Origin of the sequence: Helicobacter cinaedi PAGU611 (assembly GCF_000284635.1) — a bacterium.
Taxonomy (GTDB): Bacteria; Campylobacterota; Campylobacteria; order Campylobacterales; family Helicobacteraceae; genus Helicobacter_C; species Helicobacter_C cinaedi.
The window spans coordinates 856,973-876,387 of record NC_017761.1; the positions used below are offsets into that span (position 1 = coordinate 856,973).

The 19,415-nt window shown below is 39.3% G+C and carries 18 protein-coding genes; 10 read left to right on the forward strand and 8 right to left on the reverse strand.

Annotated features, from left to right (window positions below):
- Nucleotide 1: 1 nt before the first annotated feature.
- The 3 genes from HCN_RS04345 to HCN_RS04355 all read left to right on the forward strand — a co-directional run bounded on the left by HCN_RS04345 (nucleotide 2) and on the right by HCN_RS04355 (nucleotide 4,096).
- Nucleotides 2–1,216 (forward strand): sensor histidine kinase, encoded by a 1,215-nt coding sequence (locus HCN_RS04345; protein ID WP_002956785.1) that lies wholly within the window; start codon nucleotides 2–4, stop codon nucleotides 1,214–1,216.
- 66 nt (nucleotides 1,217–1,282) lie between these two features.
- Nucleotides 1,283–2,764, forward strand: coding sequence for a replicative DNA helicase (locus tag HCN_RS04350; protein ID WP_014666671.1), 1,482 nt, complete (start codon nucleotides 1,283–1,285; stop codon nucleotides 2,762–2,764).
- Nucleotides 2,765–2,767: 3 nt separating this feature from the next.
- On the forward strand, nucleotides 2,768–4,096 hold the full coding sequence (locus tag HCN_RS04355; RefSeq protein WP_231900556.1) for a ComEC/Rec2 family competence protein: 1,329 nt from the start codon (nucleotides 2,768–2,770) through the stop codon (nucleotides 4,094–4,096).
- Here the strand turns inward: HCN_RS04355 and HCN_RS04360 are convergent.
- The 8 genes from HCN_RS04360 to HCN_RS04395 are packed head-to-tail and all read right to left on the reverse strand — an operon-like array spanning nucleotide 4,071 to nucleotide 11,927.
- On the reverse strand, nucleotides 4,071–5,327 hold the full coding sequence (locus HCN_RS04360; RefSeq protein WP_002956782.1) for a nucleotide sugar dehydrogenase: 1,257 nt from the start codon (nucleotides 5,325–5,327) through the stop codon (nucleotides 4,071–4,073). The two genes, HCN_RS04355 and HCN_RS04360, sit on opposite strands and share 26 nt — an antisense overlap.
- A gap of 1 nt (nucleotide 5,328) precedes the next feature.
- Complete coding sequence (locus HCN_RS04365; protein ID WP_002956780.1) at nucleotides 5,329–5,898, reverse strand: acyltransferase; 570 nt, start codon at nucleotides 5,896–5,898, stop codon at nucleotides 5,329–5,331.
- Nucleotides 5,899–6,855, reverse strand: a complete 957-nt coding sequence (locus HCN_RS04370; RefSeq protein WP_014666673.1) for a Gfo/Idh/MocA family oxidoreductase — start codon at nucleotides 6,853–6,855, stop codon at nucleotides 5,899–5,901.
- Nucleotides 6,856–6,877: 22 nt separating this feature from the next.
- Complete coding sequence (locus HCN_RS04375; RefSeq protein WP_014666674.1) at nucleotides 6,878–7,828, reverse strand: SPOR domain-containing protein; 951 nt, start codon at nucleotides 7,826–7,828, stop codon at nucleotides 6,878–6,880.
- A gap of 28 nt (nucleotides 7,829–7,856) precedes the next feature.
- Nucleotides 7,857–8,402 (reverse strand): DUF1882 domain-containing protein, encoded by a 546-nt coding sequence (locus tag HCN_RS04380; RefSeq protein ID WP_014666675.1) that lies wholly within the window; start codon nucleotides 8,400–8,402, stop codon nucleotides 7,857–7,859.
- Between the two features lie 10 nt (nucleotides 8,403–8,412).
- On the reverse strand, nucleotides 8,413–9,663 hold the full coding sequence (locus HCN_RS04385) for a serine hydroxymethyltransferase (RefSeq protein WP_014666676.1): 1,251 nt from the start codon (nucleotides 9,661–9,663) through the stop codon (nucleotides 8,413–8,415).
- Nucleotides 9,663–11,243 (reverse strand): lysine--tRNA ligase, encoded by a 1,581-nt coding sequence (lysS, locus tag HCN_RS04390; protein ID WP_014666677.1) that lies wholly within the window; start codon nucleotides 11,241–11,243, stop codon nucleotides 9,663–9,665. The genes HCN_RS04385 and lysS overlap by 1 nt, the downstream gene beginning before the upstream one ends.
- Nucleotides 11,244–11,927 (reverse strand): CvpA family protein, encoded by a 684-nt coding sequence (locus HCN_RS04395; protein WP_002956771.1) that lies wholly within the window; start codon nucleotides 11,925–11,927, stop codon nucleotides 11,244–11,246.
- 260 nt (nucleotides 11,928–12,187) lie between these two features.
- Between HCN_RS04395 and mqnP the strand changes: the two genes are divergently transcribed.
- The 7 genes from mqnP (at nucleotide 12,188) to HCN_RS04430 (ending at nucleotide 19,398) form a co-directional block, all read left to right on the forward strand.
- Nucleotides 12,188–13,072, forward strand: coding sequence for a menaquinone biosynthesis prenyltransferase MqnP (gene mqnP, locus HCN_RS04400; protein ID WP_014666678.1), 885 nt, complete (start codon nucleotides 12,188–12,190; stop codon nucleotides 13,070–13,072).
- Entirely contained in the window at nucleotides 13,042–13,485 is a 444-nt protein-coding gene (locus HCN_RS04405; RefSeq protein WP_232501878.1) for a hypothetical protein, read from the forward strand. The genes mqnP and HCN_RS04405 overlap by 31 nt, the downstream gene beginning before the upstream one ends.
- 169 nt (nucleotides 13,486–13,654) lie before the next feature.
- Entirely contained in the window at nucleotides 13,655–14,182 is a 528-nt protein-coding gene (locus HCN_RS04410; RefSeq protein ID WP_014666680.1) for a hypothetical protein, read from the forward strand.
- Nucleotides 14,183–14,205: 23 nt separating this feature from the next.
- Nucleotides 14,206–15,393, forward strand: a complete 1,188-nt coding sequence (locus HCN_RS04415) for a pyridoxal phosphate-dependent aminotransferase (RefSeq protein ID WP_014666681.1) — start codon at nucleotides 14,206–14,208, stop codon at nucleotides 15,391–15,393.
- Nucleotides 15,394–15,420: 27 nt separating this feature from the next.
- The gene (locus tag HCN_RS04420; RefSeq protein ID WP_232501879.1) at nucleotides 15,421–16,698 is read left to right on the forward strand and encodes a sialidase family protein; all 1,278 of its coding nucleotides are present in this window, start codon (nucleotides 15,421–15,423) and stop codon (nucleotides 16,696–16,698) included.
- Complete coding sequence (locus HCN_RS04425) at nucleotides 16,695–17,354, forward strand: hypothetical protein (protein WP_002956765.1); 660 nt, start codon at nucleotides 16,695–16,697, stop codon at nucleotides 17,352–17,354. The genes HCN_RS04420 and HCN_RS04425 overlap by 4 nt, the downstream gene beginning before the upstream one ends.
- On the forward strand, nucleotides 17,335–19,398 hold the full coding sequence (locus tag HCN_RS04430; protein ID WP_230197916.1) for an LTA synthase family protein: 2,064 nt from the start codon (nucleotides 17,335–17,337) through the stop codon (nucleotides 19,396–19,398). The genes HCN_RS04425 and HCN_RS04430 overlap by 20 nt, the downstream gene beginning before the upstream one ends.
- The last annotated feature ends 17 nt before the right edge of the window (nucleotides 19,399–19,415 follow it).

A 19,415-nucleotide genomic window follows, 5' to 3' on the forward strand; every position in this document is an offset into this window, starting at 1 on the left:
TTTGAGTGAGAATGCAAAGAGTATCATTAAGATTCTAAGTCTATATTTGGGGACAACAGGCATTTTTTTATGCGTGTTTTTTTGGTTTTCTTATGCCAAAGAAGCGCGACATTTGATAGCAAATCAAGTCAGTGATCTGCGTGAGATAAGCCTTGAAGTATATGAGATTTTACATAATAATAAAGATGACTTGCAAGCTGGGCTTACGCAGATTCAAAGTGAGATTAGCACACCGCTTAGAATCTACAATAAAAAAGGTGCGGTTTTGTATGATACATTGAAAGTAAAGCTTAGTCAAAGTGAGATAGAAGAGGGCTTTGCTATGCGTGGGGAATATGTGATTATTGAGCCTTCAATGCACGAAAAGATTCCAAAAGCTCATAAGAGTAAGAAGAATCTTGTATCAAAATACCGCGATAATGCGAGATATAAGATTTTTATACAAGATGCTTCTTTAGAATCTCAAATGTTTGTTTTGCGTCTTAAGATGATAGCGTATTTTTTGCTCTCACTTTTTGTGGTGGGCGTGGTGGCGTATTTTTTGGTTAAGCTTTCATTGAAACCTATGCAGCAAAGGATTAATACTTTGAATGCTTTTATTAAAGATTCTACCCACGAGATAAATACACCTTTAAGCATTATTCTAATGAGTATTGAGACGCTTTCACTTGATAATCTTACCCCCACACAAGCCCAAAAAATAGAGCGGATTAAACTTGCCTCTAAAAGTCTAAGTCATATTTATAGAATCTTAGTGGCGTATAACTTCCCCCATAGTATTAATGATATGCGTGAAAATCTTGCTTTACATACTTTATTACAGGAGCGATTAGAGTATTTCTCGCCATTTTTTGAGCAAAAGGCTTTGTGCGTGGGGGTTCGGGCGGAATCTAGCTATATTTTTGCGAGTGCGGAAAAGATGAGCTGTGTGCTTGATAATCTCCTAAGCAATGCGATTAAGTATAACAAAAAGGGCGGGGAGATCGAGATTGTTTTAGGGCAGGGGAGTTTAAGCATTAGCGATAGTGGCTGTGGTATGACAGATTCTCAAAAGGATAGAATCTTTGAACGATATGTGCGGTGCAATGAGTATCAAGGGGGCTTTGGCATAGGGCTAACATTGGTAAAAAGAATCTGCGATGAGTATGACATAGATATAGAGGTGCAAAGTCAGCAGGGCAGGGGAAGTTGCTTTACTCTTAAATGGCAAAGATAGGAAATAAAACACTTTTTAATGCAAAAAAGTGTAGGATTCTTGCATTCAAGTTAGTAAGGATTGTGTATGCAAGAAACAATTATTATGATTGAAAAAATCGTGCTTTCATCTATTTTTTTCTCGCCTGAAAAGTTTGAAGAGATTGCCACAGAGCTAAGCCCTAAGGACTTTTTATATCCGGTGCATAGGGATATTTTTGCAATGTGTGAGATTTTGAATAAAGAGAATCTGCCTATTGATAGTGAGTTTATTTTAGCCAAAAAACCTGCAAATAAGAAAATCACGCAAGAAGAGTTACTTGAGATTCTAGCGATTAATCCTATCGCAAATATTGAAGCCTATATTGATGAGATTAAAGAGGCAAGTATCAAGCGTGAAATGCACTCTCTAGCTAATCTTTTGCGTGAAAAATCACTTGATAATAATCAAAGTGTGGAAGAGATTGTTGATGAAGTGAGTAGGAAACTTAGCGATATGAGCTTGGGAAAATCAAATGATGATGTGTATGATGCAGGGCAGGTGGCGAGAGATGTAATGGATCATATCATAGAGCTTAAAAATCGTGGGAATCTTGAGCTAACCGGACTTGACACAGGCTTTAAAAAGCTAAATCGCTTTACAACAGGTTTTAATGAAGGGGATTTAATCATCATAGGTGCGCGTCCGTCTATGGGGAAGACGACTTTTGTGTTAAATCTCGCGCAACATTTTTTAGATAACAATAAGGGTGTAGTGATTTTTAGCCTTGAAATGCCTTATTTGCAGCTGGGTATGAGAATGCTAAGTGCAAAGGCATCAATCCCTTTGCAGAATCTCCGCACAGCAAATCTTAATGATAATGAGATAAGTGAGCTAAGCAGTGTGGTGGATAAACTAGCAAATCAGCCTTTGCAGATTGTAGATGCCTCTTCGCTTAGTATCGCTCAACTTAAAGGGCGACTGCGTAGGCTCAAAAAGCAGAATCCGCAAATAAGTGTGGCGATCATTGATTATTTACAGCTTATGAATGGTGGCAAGGGGGAGATAGGCAAACAAGCGGAAGTCTCTGAAATCTCACGCGGACTTAAGATGTTGGCAAGGGAGCTTTCAATGCCAATCATCGCCCTATCTCAACTTAATCGCCTTGTGGAATCTCGCGATGATAAGCGTCCTATTTTGTCAGATTTGCGAGATTCTGGAGCGATAGAGCAAGATGCTGATGTGATTTTATTTCTTTACCGCGATGATGTGTATGCTAGAAGGGCGGATAAGGAGCGATATGCAAGGCTTAAAAAAGAGGGCAAGGAAAAGGACTTTAAGCCCGAGCATACCGAGCGTGAGATTGAACCGGCAGAGATTATCATCGCTAAAAATCGCAATGGTGAGATAGGTAATGTGGAGATTCAGTTTAATAAAAAATTTACGCGTTTTGAAGATAAGCCTGAAGAATACAGCCACGAGATGACACAAACGCGTATTGATGGTGCAGATTTTTTGCAGAATATGGAGCGAGGCACACCGCCCCAAAGCCCGACAGATTCTAACTTTGATATGCCCAATGTCTTTTAACAAGTGAATAGCAAAACTCACTCTACACATTCTCCCTTGGCAGTGGAGATTTTACATACAAAAAGGGAGATTTTGGCATTTGTGGGGTTGTGTCTAGCTCTTTTTATGGGTAATATGCTTTTAGAATATAACGCATATCGTGCGTATATTACTCCGCAAGATACCCAAGAGATTTACGCTCAAGTCATCGCTCAATACACAAAGCACAAAAATAATTCAAGTTATCAAGTTTTAAAGCTAAAGAGTGATAAGGGCGAGATTTTCTACACAACAAGCAAAGAAGATATAAAAGACTTAACGCATAGATTTGTAAGAATCTATGGCAAAAGGCTAGAATGTGGCTTTGTGGAGTATCTAAAAAGCTGTTTTTTTATCTCTTATCGCATTTCGCTTTTAGCGGATTTGGATTATAGGCTCAATCTTAGGGCGTATATAGAATCTCAACATAATGAGCCGCTTATTGCTTCGCTGTATAAAACGCTATTTTTAGCGGACTTTTTGCCCCATACTTGGCGAGATTTAAGCAATAAATTAGGCATAGCTCATCTTATTGCCATTAGTGGCTTTCACTTGGGAATCTTAAGCCTTGTGCTTGGAGGGCTTATAGGCTTTGTGTATGGGAGATTCCATAGATTTATAAGCTATCGCAACAAATATTTTGATATTGGAATCTTGATGTGTGCGGTGCTATTTTTATATTTGCTTGTGCTTGATTTTACGCCTTCATTTTTAAGAGCGTATGTGATGAGTGTGTGCGGATTTGTAGCTATTTTTAGCGGGATAAATTTGCTAAGCTTTAGGCTACTTTTTGTAGTGGTGGCTTTGTGTTTGGCTTTATTCCCGCGATTAATTTTTTCTGTGGGCTTTGGGCTATCTGTTGGCGGAGTGTTTTTTATCTATCTCTTTGCGAAGTTTAGCAAGATTCAAAAATGGCGTGGGGTTGTGGGTAAGTTTGTGCTACTGCCTTTATGGTTTAATACGCTGATTTTTTTAGATATGCTTGTTTTGGTGCATTGGTTTTTTCCTTATTTTACGCCTTTAAATATACTTAGTATTCCTTTAAGTTTGCTTTTTGTGGTGTTTTTTCCCTGTATGTTTGTGGCTCATATTTTGGGCTTTGGTTGGTTATGTGATAGCTTTTTGCAATGGGCTATGAGTTTAAGGTTAGATTCTATTGAGTTTTTTACACCGACTTGGCTTTTATGTATATTTTTGCTTTTATGTGTTTTGGCTATGCGTTTTAGAATAGCCCATATTGCCTTGCATTGCGTGGGGCTAGGCTTTTTTGGCTTTTTATGTATGCGGTTTATGAATCTAGCTTATGGGCTGTGAGCGTGTAATAGATAGATTTTGCTTTGCCTAGCTTTTTGTGATTAAGGCAGAGGAGCTTATTATGAGCTACGGCTAGAAAAATGCAGTCAAAATAGGCTAAGGGCAACTCATCTAAAAGTGAGATTTGATACTCTTTTTGCACTTCTTGCTTATTTGCCACAGGGTCATACACATCTACTTTTAGCCCAAAAGATTCTAGCTCCTTTTTCACAATGGGGACTTTGGAGTTTCGTATATCAGGGCAGTTTTGCTTAAAGGTAATGCCAAGGATTAAAACTTTTGCGTTTAGAATCTCAATGCCATTTTGAATAAGTAGCTTGATGATTTTCTGTGCGATAAAATGTGGCATAGTATCATTAATGAGCCGCCCAGAGCTAATCACTTGCGGGTGATAGCCGATACTATGAAGCTTATGCGTGAGATAATAAGGATCTACACTTATGCAATGCCCCCCAACAAGCCCGGGTGTGAAAGGCAGGAAGTTCCACTTTGTCTTTGCCGCTTCAAGCACTTCTAGGGCGTCAATCTGCAAGGCATCGCAAATCATATACATTTCATTGATAAAGGCGATGTTTAAATCGCGTTGAGCGTTTTCTATGATTTTTGTCATTTCAGCAGTTTTGATTGATGAGACGCAAAAAGTCCCGGCTGTGATGATTGAGCTATATAGGCTATCAATGAAGTGTGCTACTTGCTTTGTGCTACCGGAAGTGATTTTTTGAATCTGTGTGAGTGTGTGGGAGCTATCGCTTGGGTTAATGCGTTCAGGCGAGTAGCCAAGGTGAAAGTCAGTGTTGAAAGTGAGATTTGAGCTTTTTTCTAAGGCGTTTTTGCATTCATTTTCCGTGCAGGTGGGGTAAGTGGTAGATTCATAAATCACGATATTACCTTTTTGTAAAATCTTACCTACAAGCTCACTTGCGTGAATTAGGGCGGAGAGATCTGGTGTTTTGTTTTCTGTGATGGGTGTAGGCACACAGATAATATAAATATTTGCGTGTGCGATGTGTGAGAGATTATGCGTGAAGCTAAGATTTGGGGAGTTTTGCAGCTCTTGTTTGCTTACTTGCTGTGTGCTATCAAAGCTAGATTTTAGCTCATCAATCCGCTGTGGATTTATATCAAAGCCAATGGTGGGATAGATTTTGCTAAAAGCCACAGACAAGGGCAAACCAACATAGCCTAAGCCGATGATAGCGATATGTGCATTTTGAAGCGTGGGAATAGGCATTTCATACCTTTAAGATTCTATTGTCATCAAGGCGATAAGCGGTGTTATCATAACTATCATAGGCTAGATTTTCTTCATTAAATGTAAGCCTATTTCCTGCCTTATCTACCCAAGCGATTTGCCTTGCAGGATTCCCCACACACAAGGCAAAGTCCGGCACATTTTTTGTTACCACACTTCCTGCACCAATGAGTGCATACTCGCCAATCTCCACACCGCAGATGATTGTCGCATTTGCCCCGATGGAAGCTCCGTTTTTGATAAGGGTAGGGCGGAAGCTATCTTTACGCGAGATAAAAGCTCTGGGGTTAATGACATTTGTAAAAACTACACTTGGTCCCAAGAACACATCATCGCAGATTCTTACCCCCTGATATATGCTGATATTATTTTGTGCCTTGAGATTATCGCCAATGATGACATTTTTGCCTACCATACAATTTTGCCCTAAAGAGCAGTTTTTACCTATAATGCTCCCACTTAGAATATGGCAAAAATGCCAAATCTTACTGCCCTCACCGATGATGACATTTTCATCAATAATGCTACTTTCATGGATAAAAACCGCCATTTAAAGCCTTTTGTTTAAGGGGTGATAATCGCCCTGTAATCCAATGGGCGTGGCATTTCTAATATGATAAGTAAGCTCAATAGCCTTTCTTGAATCTTCGCAGCTAAAGCCTTCATTATTTAAAATCTTCGTATAACTTAGCGTGTGTAAATCATTAAACCCATCGCTAAAGGCAAACTCTTCGCCTTGTAAAGACAAGGAGCGATACACTCTTTTATTTTGCTCTCTTATATGCTGGGGCAAGAGATTTTCATCAATGGAGAGAAACCACCTAACCCTTGCCTTCTTTAATATTAAGATTCCACTCACGCTTGAAGCAGAGCGATAATGCACAATGCTTTGCTCTATATCGCCAAAAATCCAAATCAGCATATCAAAAAAATGCACCCCAATATTAGTCGCAACCCCACCACTCTTACTTTCATCTCCCTTCCACGAGTGAAAATACCACTTGCCCCTAGCGGTAATATAGCTTAAATCAATATCAAACACAGAATCTTTGCTTGATTGCTCTATGCGTGTTTTAAGTGAGAGAATGCTTGGGTGCAAACGGAGTTGCAAAATGCTGTAAATGTGTTTGTTTGTTTCGTTTTGAGCTAATAAGAGTGCGTCTAGATTCCAAGGATTAAGCACAAGGGGCTTTTCACAAATCGCTGAAGCACCATTCCGCAAAGCAAGGCGGATATGCGTATCGTGCAGATGATTTGGAGAGCAGATACTAAGATAATCAAGCGGTGTGCTAGTGCGTTTGAGTTTGTCAAGGTGGCATTCAAAGCGTTCGGATTCTGTAAAAAAATCAGTCTGTGGGAAATAGCTATCTAAGATTCCCACAGAATCGTGTTTGTCAATCGCACAAAGAAGCGTACCATTATTTTGCTTAATGGCTTGAAGATGTCTAGGAGCGACAAAGCCACCCACACCGACTAATCCAAAGGTTTTACTAGGCGTTTGGCTCATAAATTATTTAGTATTATTTGTGTTATTTAACTTCAAAATGCACCGGATCAGCTACAAGGCTTTTAAAATTTGGCAAATCTCTAGCCGCTTCTGTGCGTGAATTATATGGACCGATGAGATATTTTGTCGTTTGTTGTCCATTGCTTGATGTCCCTGCATATACGCGGTAGCTGTAATTGCCTATTTTCTTTAAAAACTCTTCACTTGGTTTGTTGGCAAAAGAGCCTACTTGCACATAAAAGCCTTTTGTGGCGACTTGCCCATTTTTTGAGCGATCCATAGGGGAGGTGGCGACACCTTCAAAAGCATTGGCAACGCTATTTGTAGGCGTAGCTGTTTGGGTAGGCTGTGGCTTTGGTGTTTGAGTTTGAGTAGGTGCTGGAGCGGATTTGGCTGACTCTGGCTTTTTAGTTGTGTTTGTAGAAGTTGTGTTACTTGTTGTTTGAGCTGGTTTAGACGGCTCCGGTTTTTTGGTTGATGTTGTGTTGTTTGGCAATACAGGTTTATTTTGGCTTGTTTGCTGTGTAGGCTTAGGCTGGGTGGTTTGTTGCGTAGGTTTGGGTTGGTTTTGTATAGGTGTTGTTAGTGGTGGAGTGCTGGGAGCAGTGGGCTGCTGTGTTGTGTTTTGCGCCACTTGATTGTTTGAATCGCCATTGCGGTTGCGAATATCATCAAGAATCTGCTGAAACCTATCATCACTACCTGTATTATTGTCAATAGGCACATTTACAAAACCACCATTTTGTGGCTCTTGGATAGGGGTAGATCCCATTGAGGTCAAGCCGTTGTTGTCTGCTATGGTTTTTTCACTAAGATCCTCTTCATCGCGGGTGATAACAAAAATCACCGCAATTAAAATACATAAAATGATGATAGCTACTCCCACCATCATCATAAGCTTTTTGGTGCGATTTTGTTGTTGCAAATCATCATCATTGATTAAAATATCATTTAATTCTCGTTTTGTTTCCATTTTTTCTCCTTAGTTTAGGGTTTTTTGCTTACATATGTCTTGCCCAAGATGCCCCACGCTCTTTTGCATAGACATCATAGGGTAGGCACAAAATATTAAAATATGAAGGCATTTCATCATTTGGAAATACTCTCCATTCCTTTGGACAATGCTGGGCTAACTTCATTGAAAGCGTTTTAATAAGTCGCTTACCCTCGTTAATCTCCGTATGTCCTTTATGCACATAAAGATGTAAATGTCCCGGAGTCTTTGTAGAAAAAGCAGTAAAGTTCAAAAAGCCCTCTTCACGCAAAAGTAGCTGTGCGCGATGATAGAATCTCTCTGGATTCCGCCCATTATAGTCAAAGACGATATTTTCAACCTTCGTGCCTTTGCCAAGCAAAAGTGAATGAGCAATTGTAATCTCTTTGCGAAAATGCTTATTAATCAGCATAGAAGTCAGCATAGAATCCACTCGCTCATATTTATCATAGAGAATCCGCCCCATATGACTTACCTTTTTGCCTAGTCCGCTGACACGCTGATAATAATGGGAAGTATCCATTTTTATCAGTTTCAGATCCATTTCTGTCACAATTTACCCCCTAAAAAATTGGTCGTTCATAGATTCTAAAATCTTTTGAAAAATCTTTGATCTCTTTTTTGATTTTTTGCTGTAAATCAACATTTGAAATATCATCAAGAATATCAGCAATCCACTTGGCGATTTGCTCAAATTCTTTCTCTTTCATACCCCTTGCCGTGAGAGCTGGAGAGCCGATTCTTATACCGCTTGTAACAAAAGGAGATCGCGTTTCTCCCGGAACAGTGTTTTTATTCACAGTGATTCCTGCATTACCAAGGGCTAAATCCGCATCTTTACCGCTAAAGTCGTTATTAAGGAAGCTCATAAGCACAAGGTGATTTTCGCTCCCTCCACTTACAAGATTATAATTGCGTTGTAATAACACCTTTGCTAGAGCTTGGATATTAGCCTTAACTTGCTTGGCATACACTTTCCATTCGGGCTTAAGATTCTCTTTAAACCCTACTGCCTTACCAGCTATAACATGCATAAGCGGTCCGCCCTGAATCCCCGGAAACACAGCTTTGTTAATCTTTGCCATTAGCTCTTCATCATTTGTAAGAATAGCCCCACCGCGTGGTCCCCGCAATGTTTTGTGTGTTGTTGTCGTAACGATATGGCAATGTGGAAAAGGATTTGGATACTCTCCAGCCACTACAAGCCCAGCTATATGGGCTACATCACCCATAAGCAAAGCCCCAACAGAATCCGCAATTTCACGCAATCGCTTAAAATCAAGCTCACGCGTATAAGCTGAAAATCCACACACAAGGATATTTGGCTTAACGACTTGGGCTTGAAGTGCGAGTTTATCATAATCAATGTAGCCATTAAGCTCCACACCATAAAAAAAGCTTTGATAGAGTTGTCCAGAGCTGCTGACTTTTGCTCCGTGTGTGAGATGTCCGCCGTGGCTTAGATCCATTCCTAGAATCTTATCATAAGGTTTAAGGAGCGCAGCATACACAGCTGCATTAGCTTGTGAGCCTGAATGAGGCTGGACATTGGCAAAACTTGCTCCAAAAAGTTGTTTTGCCCTATTGATAGCAATCTCTTCGATCTTATCTACAAATTCACAGCCACCATAATAACGCTTAAAAGGATAGCCTTCAGCATACTTGTTTGTCAAAACACTACCCATAGCTTCCATAACGCTAGGAAATGTGAAATTTTCACTTGCTATCATCTCCAAGTGATCATTTTGTCTTTCAAATTCTTTTTCTATGAGTTCATAAATTTCAGGATCTTGCTCTTTTATTGCGTAGTTCATCATTTCTCCTTATTTGCGTGATTTGGGCTTCCTTGATTGGCTTGAGCAGTATCATCGCTTGGCATTATATCAAAATTTGTTTTACTTGGCTTTAAAGCAGGGAATAAAATCACATCTTTAATGCTTTTTGCATCGCTTAAAAGCATAACTAGCCTATCAATCCCTATGCCTTCACCCGCAGTTGGGGGCATTCCGTGTGCTAAAGCCCATACATAATCTTCGTCCATATATTGAGCCTCTTCATCTCCTGCGTCCTTTGCCTTGACTTGTTCTTTAAAACGCTCAAGCTGGTCAAGTGGATCATTTAGCTCACTAAATCCATTGGCTATTTCCTTACCACCGATAAAAAGCTCAAACCTATCAGCAATCTCTAGATTCTCATCATTGCGTCTTGCAAGTGGGCTAATGTCAATGGGATATTGCGTGATAAAAGTGGGATTGATAAGTTTAGATTCTACAAACTCATCAAATGCCTCTCCCAAAAGCTTTCCATAGCTGAAAGAACTATCAATCTTGAGATGTCTCTCTTGGAGTGTTTGAAGCAATAATTCCTTGTTTTCAATGATATGTTTATCTAATCCGCCTATGGATTCTAAGGCTTCTTTGTAGCTTAGAATCTGCCATTTGCTAAAGTCAATCTCTGTGTCGTTGTGCTTTAGAATCTTAGGGAGTTTAAGCTCTTCTAAAAGATATGTAAAAAGCTCTTGGGTGAGTGTGATGAGATCTTCATAAGTCTTATACGCCCAGTAAAATTCAATCATACTAAATTCGGGATTATGCGAGTGGTCCATTCCCTCGTTGCGAAAATTACGATTCAGCTCAAAAATGGTTTCAAATCCGCCTACAATAAGCCTTTTAAGATATAACTCTGGGGCAATGCGTAAATACCGCTCCACATCAAGGGCATTATGATGTGTGATAAAAGGACGCGCATTTGCACCGCCGGGGATTGGGTGAAGCATAGGCGTTTCTACTTCTAAAAATCCTTTTTTTTCAAAAAACTGCCGCACACACGAGATGATTTTACTGCGTAATTTAAAGGTTTCTTTGACATTCTCATTTACAATCAAATCCACATAGCGTTGGCGGTAACGCAACTCTATATCGCTTAGCCCGTGGAATTTCTCCGGCAGTGGCACGATACTTTTGCTTAGAATCTTAAAGCTTAGCGTGTGGATACTTAGCTCCCCGGTTTTAGTTACAAACGCATAACCTGATACATTGATTATATCCCCCACTTCTAATATCTTTTTGATATACGCAAAATCTTCGCCCACATCGTTCTTTGAGATATAAGCTTGAAGCACCCCGCTTTCATCTTGAATCTTCACAAAACACGCCTTGCCCATAAGACGGATAAATCGCACTCGCCCCACAATAGATTCTATGGGTTGAGATTTTGTTGAGCTAGAATCTGCACTCTCTGCCCCTTGCTCTTGGGATTTTAGAAAAGCATATTTTTGTAAAAAGTCATTATTGCTTATGGTGCGTTTTGTGTCATTCGCATAAGGATTCAAGCCCTCCTCACGCATAAGTTGCATTTTTTTAATGCGTTGCTGTATGTAAAAATTAGAAAACATTTATTGCCTTTCTAGTTGTGTAGATTTGTCATTGGAATCTTGGCTTTGAGTTTCTCTAGTTTGATTTTGTAAAAGATTCTCCGCTTCTTCAATAGCCTTTTGCCTAGCTTTTTCAAGATTCTCGCTCAAATCCTTAATTTCATCTTCAGCATTATTAAGCTTCTTGTCAAGGTTGAGATTCTCTTTCACTTCCTGAATCTGCTCAAGATTCATAATTTTGATAGAGAGATTTTTCATCATAGGAAAAATAGAGCTATTTTGTTCAACATTTTGTGAAAAGTTCTTAAGCCACGCGATTTGTGAGATTCCAAAAACAATAATGGATAAAAGCAAAAACGCCTTGCAGAATCCAAAAGCCAAGCCCAAAGCCACATCAACGCTCACAAGCGGCGTAAATCGCACCATACGGAATAAAATCTCCCCAAGGAGTAAAAACCCCGCCCAAATGAGCGTGATAATAATCACAAAGCCTACAAGGGCGTTTAGCTCTGGGGAGCCGAGATTGTAAATATTTATCGCAAACCACTCGCCAAGCCCATCATAGAATCTTGAAGCAAAAAATATCCCAAGCAAAATACCTAAAAAACTTGCCAATCCTCGTATAATTCCCTGCCAAATACCCTTGAGTGAAAGCAAAATAAGCAAAACAATAATGCCTATATCTATGTAACTGAACTTATCCATAATGTTAAATCCTTGCCCTGTGTAAAATATAAAGCGGTGGTTGCCTATGCCCATAAATCTATGAAATCTGTAAAGATTCTATACATTGAGATTTCCAAACTTAGAAAATATTTCATTTGGGCTTTAAAGGCGATATATTAAACGATTTTGCGTTATTTTGCAAGAGTTTTAGCTTATTTTTTGGTAAGGTATTTTAGAATCCTGCTTTTCTACCCTTAAAGTTATTGAAAAATAAGAACAAAAACTAAGGAATCCGCACAATGAGTGTTTTGCAGAATTTAAGCAAACAGATTAAAAATTTCAGTGAGCTTGTCGCATTTGAACATACCATTTTTTCAAGCAGTTTTATCCTTATTGCTATGGTTGTAGCGAGTATGCAGCAATATGGTGTTGCGTGGTGTGGCTGGGAAACATTCCTGCTCTGTGTTTTAGCTTTAATCACTGCTAGAAATTTTGCAATGGGTTTTAACCGATTTAAAGACAGAGATATTGACGCACAGAATCTCCGCACAAATAGCCGACCAAGTGTTGATGGACGCATTAAGCTATCTGCCCTTATTGCTTTTAATATTATAAACGCACTGCTTTTTGTGGCGGTGTCGTATTTGATTAATACTCTTGCGTTTTATTTGAGTGTGCCATTTTTAGCCATTTTGGCGTTTTATTCCTATACAAAGCGTTTCAGTGCCGTGGCTCATTGGGTGCTTGGCGTGTGCTTGGGACTAGCACCTATTGCTGGGGTAATTGCCGTTATGGGAGAAGTGCCTTTGTGGAGTGTTTTACTCTCTCTTGGTGTGCTGTTTTGGGTGGCTGGGTTTGATTTATTATATTCCATTCAGGATATGGACTTTGATAAGGCTAAGAATCTCCACTCTATACCTGCGTATTTTGGGCTTAGAGCGACATTGTGGATTTCGCGTTTGTGTCATATTGTAGCGGTGCTTTTTTGGGGCTGCTTTGTGTATGAGGCTCATCTTGGGGTAGTTGCGTGGATAGGCGTAGGGCTAGGGGCGTTAATGCTAAGCTATGAGCAATATCTTGTAAGTGTGCATCTTAAAAACATACCCAAGGCATTTTTTGTTACAAATGGATATTTGGGTATTATATTTTTTGTATGTATTTTGCTAAATTCTGTGGTGGGCTAGATTCTTATGGAGAAAATGTAATGGATATTAAGGGAATATTACAAGCCCAAGGGATACAAACGCGGATTGTGCCTTGCGAGATTGAAGTAGCCTTTGCAAAGGCAGAAGAGAATCTAGAAGCGTATAGAAAAGAGTTTATCGCACTCTCTCAACATCGCTATGGCTCTATCACACAATGGCTCAATAAAAATAAATCTAAAAATCGCCTAGAAGATACCGATGAAGTCTTGCTTGAATTACTTGTGGAGCTGTATCAAAAGGTAGAAAATATTGAGCAGATTCTATTAAATAAAAGCTTTGCCTATGTGTCTTTGAGTGGGGAGGGCATAGCAAACTTCGTGGGACATAGTGTGCTATGTATGCCGGAGAATGTCTTTGAAAAGGGACAGGAATATTATTTGCGGATATTTTAAATGCCTTTCCAAAGCGTTATGTCGGTATTTTTGCAAAGGCTATTGATGAAAGGATTGTTGTTTTTACGCAGATTCATCAAAGCGATGTTGTGGATTTTGATAGCTTTGTGGTACAAATGGAGCGATTAATGATTTTAGATTCTAAAAGTGCGTTGAAAGGAGTGGAGTGATGTTTGGGGTTTCAATGAGTTCTATGGCGATGATTGTCTCGCTTGTATCCATAGCAATTGTGTGTTTGGTGGCATTTTTGAGTTATAGTCGTTCTTTGGAGCTACATAAACGCATACGCCGATTTGAAAAGGGTATGGAAGATATTAACGGAGAGATTTTTAAGATTCACAAGTGGATTAAAGATAGTGAGCTTGAAAGTCAGCTAAGTTCTACCGCACTTAATACCAAGATTAAAACAGAATCTGCTGATGCGGTAAATAACTCGCTAGTGAGCGTGTATCGGCAGATTGAGATTTTAGAAGCACAATTTAATAAAGAGCGTTCATATATTGAAGAGAAGCTTGTAAGCTTAGAAGAGAAAATCCGCGAGTTTGGCTACTTCCCAAGCTCAAGCACAAATATAGACCAAAAACGCATTTTAGGAATGTTTCGCGATGGGTGGAGTATAGATGCGATTGCAAAAGAGATGCGTTTAAGCAAGGGTGAGATAGAATTTACCCTAAAACTTGCGGACATTAAGGAATAAATCCACACAAAAGGAGAAAAACAATGAAAAATCACAAATACGCCAAACGCGTGGAACTGCTTCAAGAATCTACAACAATTGCTATAAGCACACTAGCTAGAGAGCTAAAGGCTCAAGGGCAAGATGTTTTAAGTTTTTCAGCTGGAGAGCCGGACTTTGACACGCCAGAAGTGATAAAAGATGAAGCTATAAGGGCGTTAAAAAGTGGCTTTACAAAATATACTGCGGTGGCTGGGATTCCCGAGCTGCGAGAGGCGATTCAAAATAAGCTTTTGCGTGAGAATGGATTGGCGTATGAAAAGAATGAGATTCTTGTGAGTAATGGTGCGAAACATTCACTTTTTAATGTCTTTCAGGCTTTAATTGATTCTGGTGATGAAGTGATTATCCCTTCACCTTATTGGGTTACTTACCCAGAGCTTGTAACTTATAGCGGTGGGAAGCCGGTGTTTGTGGAGACTTCACAGCAAAGCAATTTTAAAATAACGCCTAAGCAGTTGCAACAAGCCATTACACCAAAGACAAAAATTTTTGTGCTTAATACCCCTTCTAACCCAACAGGTATGGTTTATACTAAAGAGGAGCTAGAAGGCTTAGCAGAGGTGCTAAAAGATACAAATGTATGGGTTGTGAGTGATGAGATGTATGAGAAGCTCACTTATGGGGTGAAATTCACTTCTGTTGCGGTGATTAGCCAAGATATGTGTGAGCGCACTATTACCATTAATGGTTTAAGCAAATCGGTGGCGATGACAGGGTGGCGTATGGGCTATTTGGCGTGTAAGGATAAGAATCTTGTCAAGCTTATGGACAATCTCCAAAGTCAATGCACTTCAAATATTAACTCTATCACACAAAAGGCTGCTGTGGTAGCCCTAAAGGGTGAGGCGGATAATGATATTGAAGAAATGCGAGTGGCATTTGAAGAGCGTATGCGTTTTGCGTGTGATGTGATTAATAACATTCAAAATCTTAGCGTTATAGCTCCACAAGGTGCGTTTTATCTTTTTGTCAATATCTCTGCCTTGCCTCAATATGGCACAGATTCTATGGGCTTTTGCCAAGCATTGCTAAAAGAGCAAGGCGTGGCGTTAGTGCCGGGCTGTGCCTTTGGTATGGAGGGTTTTGTGCGGCTTTCTTTTGCGTGTTCTTTAGAGCAGCTTGAAATGGGGATAGCGCGTATTTCTAAGTTTGTTAAAACACTTCTTTGAATCTCTTGTGGATAGCCTTTGTAGAATATGCTGGGAAAGGGAAGTGTAAGTTTTATTGGGGTTTTGCTTTTGTGTGCTTGGTGGTGTATTGCCACCGATGAAAGCCCTAAAACTACGCTTGATTTAAGCAAACACACCCTTGTTTCTGCACCCATTTTTCCAAAAGATTCAAAGCGGGAATCTCTAGCTACAAGCTCACACGCTTTAGATTCTATTACCTATTTTGATATTCCAAATACACAAATCTCCGCTCACGCAAGTGCGATTACAAATGTTAGCTCCGTGAGTGATAAGGACTTTATGCTGCTGTATTTTGCAGGGAGTAGGGAAGGGGCTAGAGATGTGGGGATTTATCAAAGTTTTTTTACTTTTGAATCTCAAAATAAGACTTTAGATAATAGCACCCTAAAAAATAAGAATCTTGGCACTTGGAGTGAGCCACACCGCCTTTTAGACGCACAAAAACTATCCCAACTTAGTGGAAAATTTATAAAAAAGCTAGGCAATCCTATCACTTTTGTGGATAGGCAAAATCGGGTGCATTTGTTTGTTGTGGGAGTAAGTCTAGGCGGCTGGGCTACAAGTAAAATCTATTGGTTGTGTTTAGATTCAACATTGCAAAATCTTAGCTTTGTTAGGGAGCTACATTTAGGCCCGTTTTTTAATTTTTCTCATCTTGTCCGCACACCGCCGATGTTAAAAGAAGATGGCGGATTCATTTTGCCAATCTACCACGAGCTTGCAAATAAATATCCGCTTTTGCTTGATTTTAGCCCCACATTACAGCTAGATTCTATTACAAAGCCTTTAGAGCTTCACTCACAGCTTCAGCCGAGCTTCATTCCATTAGATTTGCATACTGCCTTTGGTGTGTATCGCAATCACAAGGCGTATAATAATGTGCTTTTTACATCATTATGCGATGAGCTTTGCCAAAGCCCAAAGTCGAGTAATTTGCAGAGTTTTGATTTTTCTTCCGTGCTTTTTAGGAGTTTAGATTCTACATATTTGCTTCATAATCAAACACAAAGGGAGAATGGCAATAAACGCGAGGAGCTGTGGATTATGAATCTTAATGAAAAAAGCTTAGATTCAGAATCTATGAGCTTTGAGCCTGTGTTAAAGCTAGATTCTTTTTTAGGTAATGAAGTGTCTTATCCAAGTGTGGCAGAGAGCAGCGAGTATGTCGCTGTGGCTTATACCTATGGGCGTTTGTATATTCGTGTGGCTTTTGTGCCAAAGGCGATGTTAAAAAAATATGCTACACATTCTACATATTATCACACACAAGGGGAGCAGAAGTGAATCTCGCCATAAGCATTGGGCTAAATATCATTACTCTTGCAGGAATTGTGTGCTGTCTCTCTTTTGTTTTTGCTTCAAAAAAACTTCTAGCAGGGCTTAGTCTAGCGTGGATTTTTCTCTTTAATATACCCTTTATGGAATGGAGCTTGTGTGATTATGTCTATGCCCTATTTGATGTGCCTAGCGTGATGTTAATTTTACTATGCTTGTATTATTTGCTAAGGTTTTGGGTAAGCGATTGTGTAAGGCAAGATTCAAAACAGAAATTACAAGTCTTTTTGCATAAGCCATTTTTTCCACCAAATGTGCAATGTGTGTGGATTGTGCTTGGAATCTTCTTGTATTTTGGAGCATTGGGAATTTTTGGAATCTTGGGCTATGGTTTTGTGGATATTTACCATTTAGAGTTTAGAATAACGCTTTCTATTTTATGCGTAATATCCATTATATCCTATAGCTTGAACGCTCTAACAGGCTGGGGAATAATCCTTTGTATCATTGCTTACCAAGTGCAGATTCTAGGTGAGATGAGTATTTGGCAGTATTGCATTGATCCGTTTTTGTGGGTTGGGTGCATAGTGTTGGCTTTGTGGCGTGGCTTTTGCTTTGTGTATAGAATCTTTGGTGGGGTGAAGAATGGAAAAAAAGTGGCTTGAAAAACTACTTGTCAAATCAATCGTATTTGCGTTATTTTTGTTTGTTTTGTTTTTTGTGATGAAGCTGTGTTTCGTGCTGTATAGTGGGGTGTATCACGGGGCAATTGGGGAAGTTAAGAGCTATATGGAGTATGTGAATACTTTTTTAAATGGATTGCGTTATGATTCAAGACATATTGCGGGGCTAAGCCTTGCATATTTTGTGCTTGGGCTATTATTTTTTTGGACGGAATTTCGTTGGTTTGTGCTGTGGATATATGCGTTAATTGCCGTTGTGCTGACTTTATTTATAGGTATTTCGGAGATTGTTTTTTACCAAATTTATAATGATGTATTTAATGCTAATTTACTAGGACTTATTTTTGATGATCAAAAAGCGATTTTTCACACAGGCATAAGTGGGCAGTATGGCATTACTTCAAAGGTGTTGCTTTGGCTTTTTCTTAGCCTTGTGTTTATGTGGATATATACAAAAATATCTGGGAAAATCACGCGTGAGTATGGCAGAGATCCGCTAAGCTCTATCCGCTCTCGTTCAACACGCAAAGAATCTGCCCTTGCTAGTCTTATCCTTTTTGTTTTATTTGCGTTTATGATGATGATTTGTATTAATTCTGCTTTTAGTTTTAAGGGCATAAGTTTAGATCAAGCCTTAAAGCCTGTGGAAAATACCTTTTTGCGTAAGGCTTCGCCCGGGGCATTTAGGGATTTGTATCTTGTGTATCGTGGATATGCCAAGATTTCAAATTCACGCTTTAGTGATTATACTTCGCAAAGTCCGCTTGAGGTTGTAGAAGAGTATTTTGAGCTAGATTCAAAACAAAGTCAGTATAATCTTAAAGATTTGCTAGAAAAGAAGGTTGGCAATAGTAGCGGAGAAAAAATAGAGTATGTTTTCTATATCGTGGCTGAAAGTTTGAGCGAATGGCATTTTGATGAAGAATTTGATGATCTTGGACTGACTTCTGGGCTAAAATCACTTCTTAATGATAATCACGGAGCAAAGATTGGCGTGTTTTTAGAAAATGGTGGAAGCACGATTAAAAGTATGGATGTGCATCTTACAGGGCTTTTTCAAACTGAAATACCGGTGAATTCTGTGCTTGGTGCGTTAGATTCATTTGTAACGGCTCCGGGCTTTATTATGAAAGATTTGGGCTATAAGAATAATTTTTATTATGGCGGAAGTGGAATCTGGCAAAAGCTGGATCAATACACCGCCACACAGGGCTTTGAAAAGATTTATTACAATACCCAAATTATTGAAAATGCAAAGCTTAATGGCTACTCTGCACCTTATGAAGGCTTATGGGGAGCGTATGATCATCATCTTTTTGCACTCGTGCGGGATAATACTTTTAAAGAACGCAACAAGCCAAGCTTTAATATGATTCTCACAACCTCTAACCACCCACCCTATGATGTGCCTTTAGAGCAGTTTAATGTCCCGCTAAAAAAGATTGAAAAGTTTTTTGCTAACTCATCAAAATATAAAGAGAAGAATCCTCGCCTTATAGGGCATATTTGGTATCAAGATAAGATGATTACGCGTTTTATTGAAGAGGTTTCAAAAGTCTTGCCTAACTCCTTATTTGTGGTAACAGGCGATCATTATGATAGAGAGTATCCAAAGGTGGGTGCGGCACTTAAGGCAAGTAATACTATTCCGCTCATTATCTATTCCCCAAGCCTTGAGATAAAAAAGCTTACAAATATCGGTTCTCACATTGATATAACTCCAAGTATTGTAGAACTCATCGCACCAAATGGCTATACATACCATAGCTTTGGCACACCGCTTGTGAGTAATGATAATATGGCGTTGAGTGAGAAAAATAGTGCGTTGGGGTATTTTGCTATTGCCACAGATAGATTTATCGCTAATAAAGATGGCGAGATAGAGTATTTTAATGAAGGCACAGCACAACATAATGATAAAGAATTAGCAAAATCGCTTTACAGACGCTTGGAGCAAGCTACGGCACTCAGCTGGTGGATTCTCAAAAATGGCTATGAAGTGAATAATGAGGAAAAAACCAAATAGCCTTTGGTTTTAAAAGT